At 58.8% G+C, this 11,992-nt stretch carries 13 protein-coding genes, 1 tRNA gene and 1 pseudogene; 14 read left to right on the top strand and 1 reads right to left on the bottom strand.

All coding sequences use genetic code 11. From position 1 onward, the window contains the following. The first annotated feature begins 57 nt into the window (after positions 1-57). From ruvC to ACZ3GY_RS13595, 13 genes and pseudogenes are all read left to right on the top strand, one after another. Complete coding sequence (gene ruvC / locus ACZ3GY_RS13655; RefSeq protein WP_463565654.1) at positions 58-582, top strand: crossover junction endodeoxyribonuclease RuvC; 525 nt, start codon at positions 58-60, stop codon at positions 580-582. Between the two features lie 107 nt (positions 583-689). Continuing rightward, positions 690-1,295: a Holliday junction branch migration protein RuvA gene (gene ruvA / locus ACZ3GY_RS13650; RefSeq protein ID WP_463565653.1), complete on the top strand. Its 606-nt coding sequence runs from the start codon at positions 690-692 to the stop codon at positions 1,293-1,295. Continuing rightward, positions 1,296-2,357: a Holliday junction branch migration DNA helicase RuvB gene (gene ruvB, locus ACZ3GY_RS13645; protein WP_465910515.1), complete on the top strand. Its 1,062-nt coding sequence runs from the start codon at positions 1,296-1,298 to the stop codon at positions 2,355-2,357. A gap of 50 nt (positions 2,358-2,407) precedes the next feature. Next, a pseudogene (ybgC, locus tag ACZ3GY_RS13640) lies at positions 2,408-2,882 on the top strand (tol-pal system-associated acyl-CoA thioesterase). Then, on the top strand, positions 2,863-3,558 hold the full coding sequence (gene tolQ, locus ACZ3GY_RS13635) for a protein TolQ (protein ID WP_225833975.1): 696 nt from the start codon (positions 2,863-2,865) through the stop codon (positions 3,556-3,558). The pseudogene ybgC and the gene tolQ overlap by 20 nt, the downstream one beginning before the upstream one ends. Before the next feature lie 33 nt (positions 3,559-3,591). Next, the gene (gene tolR, locus ACZ3GY_RS13630) at positions 3,592-4,044 is read left to right on the top strand and encodes a protein TolR (RefSeq protein WP_465910513.1); all 453 of its coding nucleotides are present in this window, start codon (positions 3,592-3,594) and stop codon (positions 4,042-4,044) included. Beyond that, on the top strand, positions 4,044-5,054 hold the full coding sequence (gene tolA, locus ACZ3GY_RS13625) for a cell envelope integrity protein TolA (protein WP_465910511.1): 1,011 nt from the start codon (positions 4,044-4,046) through the stop codon (positions 5,052-5,054). The genes tolR and tolA overlap by 1 nt, the downstream gene beginning before the upstream one ends. Then, positions 5,051-6,349: a Tol-Pal system beta propeller repeat protein TolB gene (gene tolB, locus ACZ3GY_RS13620; protein ID WP_463565649.1), complete on the top strand. Its 1,299-nt coding sequence runs from the start codon at positions 5,051-5,053 to the stop codon at positions 6,347-6,349. Before tolA ends, tolB begins: the two co-directional genes overlap by 4 nt. Before the next feature lie 58 nt (positions 6,350-6,407). Further along, the gene (pal, locus tag ACZ3GY_RS13615) at positions 6,408-6,905 is read left to right on the top strand and encodes a peptidoglycan-associated lipoprotein Pal (RefSeq protein WP_042553163.1); all 498 of its coding nucleotides are present in this window, start codon (positions 6,408-6,410) and stop codon (positions 6,903-6,905) included. Positions 6,906-6,911: 6 nt separating this feature from the next. Beyond that, on the top strand, positions 6,912-7,730 hold the full coding sequence (gene ybgF, locus ACZ3GY_RS13610) for a tol-pal system protein YbgF (protein WP_465910507.1): 819 nt from the start codon (positions 6,912-6,914) through the stop codon (positions 7,728-7,730). 186 nt (positions 7,731-7,916) lie between these two features. Further along, positions 7,917-8,564, top strand: coding sequence for a 7-carboxy-7-deazaguanine synthase QueE (gene queE, locus ACZ3GY_RS13605; protein WP_463565648.1), 648 nt, complete (start codon positions 7,917-7,919; stop codon positions 8,562-8,564). A gap of 1 nt (position 8,565) precedes the next feature. After that, complete coding sequence (queC, locus tag ACZ3GY_RS13600) at positions 8,566-9,240, top strand: 7-cyano-7-deazaguanine synthase QueC (protein ID WP_465910505.1); 675 nt, start codon at positions 8,566-8,568, stop codon at positions 9,238-9,240. A 60-nt stretch (positions 9,241-9,300) separates the two neighbouring features. Further along, positions 9,301-9,376, top strand: a tRNA-Lys gene (locus tag ACZ3GY_RS13595). A 127-nt stretch (positions 9,377-9,503) separates the two neighbouring features. Here ACZ3GY_RS13595 and ACZ3GY_RS13590 read toward each other — a convergent pair. Further along, positions 9,504-10,523, bottom strand: a complete 1,020-nt coding sequence (locus tag ACZ3GY_RS13590) for a branched-chain amino acid aminotransferase (protein WP_465910504.1) — start codon at positions 10,521-10,523, stop codon at positions 9,504-9,506. 409 nt (positions 10,524-10,932) lie between these two features. Here ACZ3GY_RS13590 and nadA point away from each other — a divergent pair, with 409 nt between their 5' ends. Next, positions 10,933-11,991 (top strand): quinolinate synthase NadA, encoded by a 1,059-nt coding sequence (gene nadA, locus ACZ3GY_RS13585; RefSeq protein ID WP_465910502.1) that lies wholly within the window; start codon positions 10,933-10,935, stop codon positions 11,989-11,991. The last annotated feature ends 1 nt before the right edge of the window (position 11,992 follow it).

Below are 11,992 nucleotides of genomic sequence, written 5' to 3'. Positions count from 1 at the left end.
ACTCACGCCTGGATAAATAGACAGTGTGGCAGCCAATGCCACTGGTGGATGACAGGCATGACGCTGATTCTGGGGATCGATCCGGGTTCCCGCATTACCGGGTACGGTGTGATACGCGATACCGGGCGCACGTGTGAATACGTGGCGTCAGGCTGTATTCGGACAGGCAATGGGCCATTGCCGGAACGTTTGCAGATCGTCTTCCGCGGCGTCAGTGAGGTGATCCGTACCTTTGGTCCAGTGACCATGGGTATCGAGCAGGTATTCATGGCACGTAATGCCGATTCGGCACTCAAGCTCGGACAGGCTCGCGGTGCCGCGATCGTCGCTGCGATGGAAGCAAGCCTGGAAATCAGTGAGTACACTGCCACCCAGGTCAAGCAGGCCGTGGTCGGAACGGGTGCTGCCGATAAGCAGCAAGTGCAAATGATGGTGATGCACCTGCTCAAGCTGATGCAGAAGCCGCAAATCGACGCCTCGGACGCCCTAGGTATCGCCCTGTGTCACGCTCATCATCGGCAGAGTCTTATCCCTCATGGTCTGGCCAGCGCCAAGCGGCGCGGTGGGCGGCTTCGCTTGTAACCCGCGCATGATCTGCTGCGCGTCGGCGCTGCTGCGTCAAAAGCAAGCTTTAGCTCGCTAGATCATGAGCAGGCTCCAGGTTCTCTACTATTGAAAGGAATGCGTCGGTGATCGGACGTTTACGCGGCACCCTGGCGGAAAAGCAGCCGCCACATTTGATTCTGGATGTGAATGGTCTGGGCTATGAGCTGGAAGTCCCCATGACCACGTTGTACCGTTTGCCCTCGGTGGGTGAGCCGCTGACGCTGCACACCCATCTGGTGGTGCGCGAGGATGCGCATCTGCTTTATGGTTTTTTCGAGAAGCGCGAGCGCGAGCTATTCCGCGAGCTGATTCGTCTGAATGGCGTAGGCCCAAAGTTGGCGCTGGCGTTGATGTCGGGCCTGGAGGTCGATGAGTTGGTGCGTTGCGTGCAAGCTCAGGACACGGCCGTGCTGGTGAAGATTCCTGGCGTCGGTAAGAAAACCGCCGAGCGCCTGCTGGTCGAGCTCAAGGATCGCTTCAAAACATGGGAGACCGTACCTGGCATGGCAAGCCTGGTGGTTGAACCTCGTGTGGGTGGCGCAGTCACAAGCGCGGAGAATGACGCGGTCAGTGCGCTTATCTCCTTGGGCTACAAACCGCAGGAAGCCAGTCGCGCCGTTTCGGCGGTCAAAGAAGATGGGTTGAGTAGTGAAGACATGATTCGTCGCGCGCTGAAGGGAATGCTGTAGATGCTCGAGGCAGATAGGCTGGTTACGGCAGGTAGCCGCGACCGTGATCGCGACGAGCAGGTCGACCGCGCTATTCGACCGCTGTCGCTGGCCGAGTACATTGGGCAACCCGTCGTCCGCGAGCAGATGGAGCTGTTTATACAGGCGGCCCGCGGTCGCAAGGAGCCGCTCGATCACACGCTGATCTTCGGTCCGCCAGGGTTGGGCAAGACCACCCTGGCGAATATCATCGCCCAGGAAATGAACGTTTCCATCAAGAGTACCTCGGGCCCTGTGCTTGAGCGTCCAGGTGATCTGGCTGCGCTGCTGACGAACCTTGAGCCCGGTGATGTGCTGTTCATTGACGAGATTCACCGTCTGTCGCCCATCGTCGAAGAAGTGCTGTATCCGGCGATGGAGGATTTTCAGCTCGATATCATGATTGGGGAGGGGCCTGCCGCTCGTTCGATCAAGCTCGATTTGCCGCCTTTCACTCTGGTGGGGGCGACCACCAGAGCCGGGATGCTGACCAATCCGCTGCGTGACCGTTTCGGCATCGTGCAGCGTCTCGAGTTCTATAACACCGAAGACCTGGCGACCATCATCATGCGAGCCGCCGGCATTCTGGGCTTGCCGATTGAGGCCAAAGGGGCGTTCGAGATCGCGCGACGGGCCCGCGGTACGCCGCGTATCGCCAACCGTTTGCTGCGCCGCGTGCGCGATTTTGCAGAAGTGCGCGGGCAGGGCGAGATCACCCAGCAGATAGCCGACCTGGCCTTGAACTTGTTGGATGTGGACGAGCGGGGGTTCGACCATCAGGATCGCCGCTTGCTGCTGACCATGATCGAGAAGTTCGATGGCGGCCCGGTTGGTGTCGATAGTCTGGCTGCGGCGATTAGCGAGGAGCGGCACACCATTGAGGATGTGTTGGAGCCCTACCTGATCCAGCAGGGTTACATCATGCGTACGCCGAGAGGACGAGTGGTGACCCGGCATGCTTACTTGCATTTTGGTCTGAATACGCCGAAACGCATGGATGAGCGGCCAGTGCTCGACCTGTTTACCGATGGAGAGGGTCAATGAAAAAAATACTTGTCGCGCCGATTGGCAAGACTCGGTGCGGGCACTAGAGTATGCGCGCGCAATACGCTGCTCAGCCGTTCGCCCATCGCTGTCGTGTTTACTACGAAGATACCGATGCCGGTGGCGTCGTTTATTACGTCAACTACCTCAAATTCATGGAGCGGGCTCGCACCGAGCGGCTGCGCGAACTGGGTTTCGCCCAGTCGACGCTAGCGGGTGAGGGCCTGTTGTTCGTCGTGCACTCCAGCGAGGCGCGCTATCACGCGCCGGCGCGGCTGGACGACGAATTGCTGGTGAGTGCTGAGGTAACTGAATTGAACCGTGCCAGCCTGCGCTTTCGTCAACAGGTGAGGCGAGTGATGGATAACGCGCTGCTCTGCGAGGGGCAGTTTCTGGTGGCCTGTGTGCGCGCCGATAATTTCAAACCCCGGGCCATGCCTCCGTCTCTGCGAACAGCCTTCGCCGAACAGGATGGTACCGGTACATCTACTGCAGGAGAGTAAGCGTGGAAGCCAACGCCGTTGACCACATGTCTATGTGGAGTCTTATCAGCAACGCCAGTCTGGTGGTGCAGTTGGTGATGTTGATCCTGGTGGCCGCATCGGTCACTTCTTGGGTCATGATTTTCCAGCGCAGTAGTTTGCTGCGTGGCGCCAAGCGTGCGCTGGACAACTTCGAGGAGCGCTTCTGGTCCGGTATCGACCTGTCCAAGCTGTATCGTCAGGCAGGCAGCAACCCGGATCCGGATTCCGGCCTGGAGCAGATCTTCCGTGCCGGTTTCAAGGAGTTCTCCCGCCTGCGTCAGCAGCCGGGCATGGATCCGGATGCGGTCATGGACGGCGTTGCCCGTTCCATGCGCGTCGCCATCTCCCGTGAGGAAGAGAAGCTCGAGCAGAGCCTGCCGTTCCTCGCCACCGTTGGCTCCACCAGCCCGTATATCGGCCTGTTCGGTACCGTATGGGGGATCATGAACTCTTTCCGCGGTCTGGCTCAGGTACAGCAGGCCACCCTGGCAACTGTCGCGCCCGGCATCGCCGAGGCACTGATCGCTACAGCTATCGGCCTGTTCGCTGCGATCCCTGCCGTTATCGCCTACAACCGTTTCGCTGCCCGCGGTGAGATGCTGATTTCTCGTTACTACACATTCGCCGACGAGTTCCAGGCGATCCTGCACCGTAAAGTGCATAGCAGTGAAGAATAAGCCTTAGGCATTCATAGATAGGTTTTCAGAGCCATGGCCAGAATTCGCAATAGACGCAAGCCCGTCGCCGAGATGAACGTGGTGCCTTACATCGATGTGATGTTGGTGCTACTGGTCATCTTCATGGTGACGGCGCCGATGCTAAATCAGGGGGTCAAGGTCGACCTCCCTCAGGTCAGCAGCGAGGTGCTGCCCCAGGACAACGACTCCCAGGTACTGACCATCTCCATCAAGTCCGACAAGTCCTACTACTGGAACATGGGTACGGAAGTCGACACCGATACCGTGCAGGATCGCGCTCTGACCCTGGAAGAGATGACCCGCGCCGTCACCGCGATCATCAATCAGACTCGCAGTCAGGGGAAGAAAGTGCAGGTCTACGTGCGTGGCGACAAGTCGGTCGATTACGGCACGGTGATGTCTGCTATGGGTGGTTTGCAGCAGGCTGGCGTGGGTAACGTCGGTCTGATTACCGAGGCGCCCTAATGCGGCAGCGTGAACGCTCACCTTCGGAAAATCTGTTCTGGCCGGTGGTCTGGGCCGTAGGTTTGCACGTGCTGATGTTTGGCATGCTGTTCGTCAGTTTTGCCTTTGCCCCTGAACTGCCGCCAGCAAGACCGATCGTGCAAGCTACCCTTTACCAACTGAAGTCGCAGAGTCAAGCCACCACCCAGACCAATCAGAAGATTGCGGGCGAGGCCAAGAAAACCGCAGCACCGCAATTCGAGACTGAACAGCTCGAACAGAAAAAGGCCGAGCAGGAAAAGCAGGCCCAGGCTGAAGCGCAGAAACAGCAGGCCGCTAAAGCAGCGGAACAAAAGAAAGTCGAAGAAGCTCAAAAGGCCGATGCGGCGAAGAAGGCAGAGGCCGATGCCGCGACGAAAGCAGCCGAGCAGAAGAAGCTGGCTGATGTCGCCAAGGTAAAAGCTGCGCTTGAGGCCGACAAGAAAAAGGCCGCTGAAGCGGAAGCGAAGAAAAAAGCCGCCGAGGATGCCAAGAAAAAGGCAGCCGAAGAGGCCAAGAAGAAAGCGGCAGCCGATGCAGCGAAAAAGAAAGCTGCCGAGGATGCCAAGAAAAAAGCCAATGCCCAGGCAGCTGAGCGCAAGGCGGTCGAGGACAAGAAAGCAGCGGCTTTGGCCGAGCTGCTGTCCGAGGACACCGAGCGGCAACAGGCGCTGGCCGAAACGCAGGGTGATCAGGTGGCGGGTAGCCTCGATGATCTGATCGTCAAGCTGGTAAGCGAGCAGTGGCGGCGGCCGCCGTCGGCGCGCAATGGTATGAGTGTTGAAGTGCTGATAGAGATGTTGCCCGATGGCACCATCACTAATGCCAGTGTCAGTCGCTCCAGTGGTGACTCACCGTTCGACAGTTCAGCAGTACAGGCAGTGCGCAACGTGGGGCGTATTGCAGAAATGCAGCAACTTGATCGTGCCACGTTCGATCGGCTTTACCGGCAGCGTCGTGCCGTCTTCAAACCGGAGGATTTAGGTCTGTGAATACCCTGATGCGAATCGTTGTACTGGGGCTGGCCATGCTGGTCGGTAGCGTGCAGGCGGCTGATCCCCTGGTGATCAGCACCGGCACCGATCGTGCCACCCCGATTGCCGTGGTGCCGTTCGGTTGGCAGGGCGGCAATGTGCTGCCCGAAGACATCGCCACCATCGTTGGCAATGATCTGCGCAACTCCGGTGTGTTCGAGCCGATTCCACGGCAGAACATGATCAGCCTGCCGACTCAAGGCAGCGAAGTCATCTATCGTGACTGGAAAGCGCTGGGCGCCCAATACGTGCTGGTTGGCAACATCGTGCCCAACGGTGCGCGTTTGCAGATTCAGTTCGCTCTGTTCAACGTAGCCACCGAACAGCAAGTACTGACCGGCAACGTTGGCGGCAGTGCCGATCAACTTCGCGACATGGCTCACCATATCGCCGATCAGTCGTTCGAGAAGCTCACCGGCGTCAAGGGCGCGTTTTCCACTCGCATGCTGTACGTCACTGCAGAGCGCTTCGGGGTAAATAACACCCGTTACACTCTGCAGCGTTCGGACTATGACGGTGCGCGCGCAGTTACCCTGCTGCAGTCACGTGAGCCGATCTTGTCGCCGTCGTTCGCGTCCGATGGCAAGCGTATCGCCTACGTTTCCTTCGAACAGAAACGTCCGCGCATCTTCGTGCAGCACATCGATACCGGTCGTCGCGAGCAGGTCACCAACTTCGAAGGCCTCAATGGCGCGCCTGCCTGGTCGCCGGATGGCAGCAAGCTGGCGTTCACGCTGTCGAAAGACGGCAACCCGGAAGTCTATGTCATGGACATTGCTTCCAAGAACCTGCGCCGCGTTACCAACCACTACGCCATCGATACCGAGCCCTTCTGGGGCAAGGACGGTCAGACGATCTATTTCACCTCTGACCGCTCGGGCAAGCCACAGATTTATAAGACCAACATCAATTCTGGTGCGGTCGAACGAGTGACCTTCGTCGGCAACTACAATGCCAACCCTAAATTGTCTGCCGACGAGAAGACCCTGGTAATGATTCATCGCCAGGATGGTTACACCGTGTTCAAGGTAGCTGCACAGGATCTTGAGCGTGGCAATCTGCGCATTCTTTCAGATACAAGTTTGGATGAGTCGCCTACTGTTGCGCCCAATGGAACGATGATAATCTACGCTACCCGCCAGCAGGGGCGGGGAGTCCTGATGTTAGCGTCCGTTAACGGTCGCGTTAGGCTCCCTCTACCTACCGCTCAAGGCGAAGTTCGAGAGCCATCCTGGTCCCCCTTCCTGAACTGATGCGCGGTGCTTCACCTGTTTGTATGCTTAACACACTGGGGTTCATTAGGAGTTACACATGGAAATGCTGAAATTTGGCAAATTTGCTGCGCTGAGCCTGGCTCTGGCAGTGGCTGTTGGTTGTTCCTCCAAAGGCGGTGATACCGCTGGCGAAGGCGCTGTAGACCCGAACGCTGGCTACGGTGCAAACACCGGCGCTGTCGACGGCAGCCTGAGTGAAGAAGCCGCTCTGCGCGCTATCACCACTTTCTACTTCGAATACGACAGCTCTGACCTGAAGCCGGAAGCCATGCGCGCTCTGGACGTTCATGCCAAGGATCTGAAAGGTAATGGCGCTCGCGTCGTCCTGGAAGGCCACGCTGACGAGCGCGGTACCCGCGAATACAACATGGCTCTGGGCGAGCGTCGTGCCAAGGCCGTTCAGCGTTACCTGGTACTGCAAGGCGTTTCCCCAGCTCAGCTGGAACTGGTTTCCTACGGTGAAGAGCGTCCTGTTGCTACCGGCAACGACGAGCAATCCTGGGCTCAGAACCGTCGCGTCGAACTGCGTAAGTAATTCGATATGCGAATGTGCCGACGTGTAGTAACCGTAATGGCGCTGAGCCTGCCGCTTGTGGCTTGGGCTCAGATTCCCGTACAGGATGGCAGTACCGGTAACGGTAGTGGTAATCCGAATGCCGGTTACGGCACGTCTGGCGCCTACGCTGGAGGTGGGGTGGAAACCCCATCTTCGGCGCAGGGCATGCTGTTCAATCAGCTCCAGCAGATGCAGCAGGAAATCGCGCAACTGCGTGGCATGCTTGAGGAGCAGCAGAACGATATACAGCGTTTGAAGCAAGAAGGCCTGGAGCGATACCAGGATCTTGATAAACGTCTGAGCAGTGGTGCCGCAGCAGGTGCTGCAGCTACACAGAATTCTCCAGCCGCGGGTGCCAGCAATGGCGCCGGTGGTGCTTCCGCGGGTGACGCAGGGCAGGCACAAGCCTCCGGCGAACCGGCAGACCCGGCCAAGGAAAAGTTGTTCTACGACGCAGCTTTTGACCTGATCAAGGCCAAGGATTTCGATAAGGCCAGCCAGGCCTTTGCAGCGTTCCTGCGTCGTTACCCGAATAGTCAGTACGCAGGCAATGCCCAGTACTGGTTGGGTGAAGTGAACCTCGCTAAAGGCGATCTGCAAGGCGCCGGTCAGGCCTTCGCCAAGGTCAGTCAAGCCTATCCGCAGCACTCCAAAGTGCCAGATTCGCTGTTCAAGTTGGCCGATGTGGAAATCCGCATGGGCAATAACGACAAAGCCAAGGGCATTCTGCAGCAGGTCATCGCGCAGTACCCGGGCACCTCGGCCGCCCAGCTGGCTCAGCGTGATCTGCAGCGCATCCAGTAAGCCTCGGCTTTGAACGAAGCCCGCGCCTGTCGCGGGTTTTTTGTTGCCTGCAAGCTGGGGAGTTGGCCGGCAGGTCGTCGCCAGCGATGTCAAAAATGGCTACCGCCCATTTTTTTCGTTTAGAATCGCCGTCCTTTTTCGCAACGGAGGCGGATGGCCTGTTTCGCCGTCACGCCCGTGGCCCCTATGAAAGATACCCTGCGCATTACCGAGATATTTTTCTCGTTGCAGGGGGAAACGCGTACTGCCGGCTTGCCGACGGTATTCGTGCGCCTGACCGGCTGCCCCCTGCGCTGTCAATACTGCGATACCGCCTACGCCTTCAGTGGCGGGGAAATCCTCTCGCTGGACGCCATTCTCGAGCAGGTGGCGAGCTACCGTCCGCGCTATGTGTGCGTTACCGGTGGCGAACCGCTGGCGCAGCCCAACTGCATTCCCTTGCTCCAGCGTCTGTGTGACGTCGGTTACGACGTGTCTCTGGAAACCAGTGGCGCGCTGGACGTTTCCGCTGTCGATACTCGGGTCAGCAAGGTCATTGACCTGAAAACCCCAGGTTCGGCCGAGGTGGCCCGCAACCGCTACGAGAACATCGAGTATCTGCAGCCGCGGGATCAGGTCAAGTTCGTGATCTGTTCGCGGGAGGATTATGACTGGTCGGTGAGCAAGATCATCCAGTACGGTCTGGCCGAACGCGCCGGCGAGTTGCTGTTTTCGCCGAGCCACCAGCAGGTGAGTGGGCGCGAGCTGGCTGAATGGGTGATTGCCGACAATCTGCCGGTGCGCATGCAACTGCAGTTGCACAAGATTCTTTGGAACGACGAGCCGGGGCACTGACATGAGTGAAAAGAAAGCAGTCATCCTGCTGTCCGGCGGCCTCGACTCCGCGACTGTGGTGGCGATGGCCAGGGAGCAGGGTTACAGCTGCTACAGCATGAGCTTCGACTATGGTCAGCGGCATCGCTCCGAACTGCAGGCGGCCGAGCGGGTTGCTCGGCAGTTGGGGGTGGTTGAACACAAGGTGATCGGCATGGATCTCGGTGGTATCGGCGGTTCGGCGCTGACCGATGCCAATATCGATGTGCCGCAGGCGCCAACGACTGGAATTCCAGTGACCTATGTACCGGCGCGCAACACTGTATTTCTAGCCTTGGCTTTGGGCTGGGCCGAGGTGTTGGAGGCTCAGGACATCTTTATCGGGGTTAATGCGGTGGATTATTCCGGGTATCCGGATTGTCGGCCGCAATTCGTCGAGGCATTCGAGCACGTTGCCAATCTCGCCACCAAGATGGGAGTGGAGGGGCGGCGCATCTCTATTCGGGCACCGTTACAGATGATGAGCAAGGCTGAAATCGTCCAGGCGGGGTCGCGTTTAGGTGTCGATTACGCGTTGACCGTCTCTTGCTACCTAGCCGATGGCGACGGGCGTGCATGTGGAAAATGCGACAGCTGCCGTTTGCGCTCAGCCGGCTTTGCCACCGCTGGCATACTCGATCCAACGCGTTATCAATAGATTATTTTCTGCTGGGTGTTGAATTTCTGATTTAAATCAGTATTATAGCGCCCGCAGCACGGGTCGTTAGCTCAGTTGGTAGAGCAGTTGGCTTTTAACCAATTGGTCGTAGGTTCGAATCCCACACGACCCACCATTTAAAGTCTTCCTTGCGAAGACGCAATAAAAAGCCCGGATCTTGGAAAAGATCCGGGCTTTTTATTGCGTGCAATATTTGCGGCCAAAGCCCGCTGGCGACTCGTGAGAGCCGCCAGCGGTTTGCATTACACTTTAACGATCCAGCCTTGTGGCGCTTCCACATCACCGGACTGCACGCCGGTCAGCTCGCTGTACAGACGGCTGATGATCGGCCCGGCCTCTTTCTCGCTGTAGAAGACGTGCAGTTTGCCCTCGTACTCGATACCGCCAATCGGGGTGATCACCGCCGCAGTGCCGCAGGCGCCGGCTTCCTTGAAATCGCTCAGGCGATCGATGAACACGTCGCCTTCGATAACTTTCAGGCCCAGGCGGCTTTGTGCCAGTTCAATCAGCGACAGGCGGGTGATGCCTGGCAGCACTGACGGTGATTTCGGGGTGACGAATTCATCGTTGTGGGTGATGGCAAAGAAGTTAGCCGAGCCCACTTCCTCGATCTTGGTGTGGGTCTGCGGATCGAGGTAGATGCAGTCGGCGAAGTTGTTCTTCTTGGCTTGTGAGCCCGGCATCAGGCTGGCTGCATAGTTGCCGCCGACCTTGGCAGCGCCAGTTCCTTGTGGCGCGGCGCGGTCATAGCTGGAGATCACGAAGTTGTTCGGTTTCATGCCGCCCTTGAAGTAAGGGCCTACCGGGATGCAGAACACCGAGAAGATGAACTCGGGCGCGGTGCGCACGCCAATGTTGTCGCCAACGCCGATCACGAACGGGCGCAGATAAAGCGCGCCGCCGGAACCGTACGGCGGGATGAAGCGCTCGTTGGCGCGTACCACCTGCTTACAGGCCTCGATGAATTGCTCGCTGGAAGGTGCCGGCATCAGCAGGCGGGCGCAGCTGCGCTGCATGCGCAGGGCGTTCTGATCCGGGCGGAACAGGTTGATCGAGCCGTCCTTGCAGCGGTAGGCCTTGAGGCCTTCGAAGCACTGCTGACCATAGTGCAGGGCCGTGGAGCCCTCGCTGATGTGCAGCACGTTGTCTTCAGTCAGGTTGCCCTGATCCCACTCGCCGTCGCGCCAGTGCGACAGGTAGCGCTGGTCGGTCTTGATGTAGTCGAAACCCAGCTTGTCCCATTCGATGCTTTCGTAAGCCATGACATCCTCAATTGCTGAACGACCACTGCGGGGCACGCGCGCAGTCGATGTTTTCCAGAGTAGTGATAACGATGATCCATACAGAGGTCGCATCCGGCCTCTGCGGTACTGAATCTGGTCGGCCATGTATGGCCGTCTTGCCTGGCCGCTAGCTGTCGCTCGCCCAGGCAGCCGTGTCCTGATGCTGATGATGCGGCGGATTATCGTGGCGATCAACCTGTGGATCGACGCGAGGTCGTCCGTGTGATTGAAAATCGCCCGGCAATGCACTTAACATGCGCGCCCGCGCAAGGTTTGCAGCCCGCTGCTGTCTAACCTGCGACACCCCTCTGCGTGTTCCGACCAGCCTGACGGGTCTGGCGGTATACTCAGCGTTCCGTGCTCATAGACCTCGATAGGGCTTGACGACATGACGCAGATTGCCGAACGACTTCTTGTCCAAGCTCATCTCGATGCCAAACAGCCAGAGACGCTGACGGCGGAGCAGGAAGCGTTCTACCGTGATGAGATTGGCAAAGAACTGAAGCGCCAGAATGCCGTTCTGGTCGCCCACTATTACTGTGATCCGGTGCTGCAGGCGCTGGCCGAAGAAACGGGTGGCTGCGTGTCCGACTCGCTGGAGATGGCCCGCTTCGGCAATCAGCACTCGGCGCAGACCGTACTGGTCGCCGGCGTCAAGTTCATGGGCGAGACGGCGAAAATCCTCAACCCTGAAAAACGTGTGCTGATGCCGACGCTGGAGGCTACCTGTTCGCTTGATCTGGGTTGCCCGGTCGATGAGTTCGCCGCGTTCTGCGATCAGCATCCGCAACGCACCGTGGTCGTCTACGCCAATACCTCGGCGGCGGTGAAGGCGCGTGCCGATTGGGTGGTGACGTCCAGCTGCGCCGTTGAGATCGTCGAGCACCTGATGGATAACGGCGAGAGCATCCTCTGGGCGCCTGATCAGCATCTGGGGCGTTTCATCCAGAACAAGACCGGTGCCGACATGCTGCTCTGGGACGGTGCCTGCATCGTCCATGAAGAGTTCAAGGCCCGTCAGCTGGAAGAAATGAAGGCTCTGTATCCGGACGCGGCAGTACTGGTTCATCCAGAGTCGCCGACCGCGGTGATCGACCTGGCCGATGCCGTGGGCTCGACCAGCCAGTTGATCGCCGCTGCGCAGCGGATGCGGAACAAGACCTTCATCGTTGCCACCGACCGCGGCATCTTCTACAAGATGCAGCAGCTGTGTCCCGACAAGGAGTTCGTTGCGGCGCCGACAGCCGGCAATGGCGCCGCCTGCCGCAGTTGCGCCAACTGCCCGTGGATGGCGATGAACACCCTGCAGCGCACCTTGCAGTGCCTGCGCGAGGGCAGTAACGAAGTGTTCGTCGATCCGGCGCTGATCCCCCGGGCGATCAAACCGCTCCAGCGTATGCTGGACTTTACCCAGGCGGCACGCCTGAAACTCGCAGGAAACGCCTGAC

This window comes from Pseudomonas sp. PME37.24/006 (assembly GCF_055556635.1).
The sequence above is the reverse complement of the archived record's forward strand: the minus strand, read 5'-3'. Positions and strand labels throughout refer to the sequence as shown.

Bases quoted from the DNA above. Each gene is read 5' to 3' on its own strand.
- nadA (WP_465910502.1), top strand. From the start codon at position 10,933: ATGACGCAGATTGCCGAACGACTTCTTGTCCAAGCTCATCTCGATGCC.
- ybgF (WP_465910507.1), top strand. From the start codon at position 6,912: ATGCGAATGTGCCGACGTGTAGTAACCGTAATGGCGCTGAGCCTGCCG.
- queE (WP_463565648.1), top strand. From the start codon at position 7,917: ATGAAAGATACCCTGCGCATTACCGAGATATTTTTCTCGTTGCAGGGG.
- tolR (WP_465910513.1), top strand. From the start codon at position 3,592: ATGGCCAGAATTCGCAATAGACGCAAGCCCGTCGCCGAGATGAACGTG.
- pal (WP_042553163.1), top strand. From the start codon at position 6,408: ATGGAAATGCTGAAATTTGGCAAATTTGCTGCGCTGAGCCTGGCTCTG.
- ruvC (WP_463565654.1), top strand. From the start codon at position 58: ATGACGCTGATTCTGGGGATCGATCCGGGTTCCCGCATTACCGGGTAC.
- ruvB (WP_465910515.1), top strand. From the start codon at position 1,296: ATGCTCGAGGCAGATAGGCTGGTTACGGCAGGTAGCCGCGACCGTGAT.
- tolA (WP_465910511.1), top strand. From the start codon at position 4,044: ATGCGGCAGCGTGAACGCTCACCTTCGGAAAATCTGTTCTGGCCGGTG.
- ACZ3GY_RS13590 (WP_465910504.1), bottom strand. From the start codon at position 10,523: ATGGCTTACGAAAGCATCGAATGGGACAAGCTGGGTTTCGACTACATC.
- queC (WP_465910505.1), top strand. From the start codon at position 8,566: ATGAGTGAAAAGAAAGCAGTCATCCTGCTGTCCGGCGGCCTCGACTCC.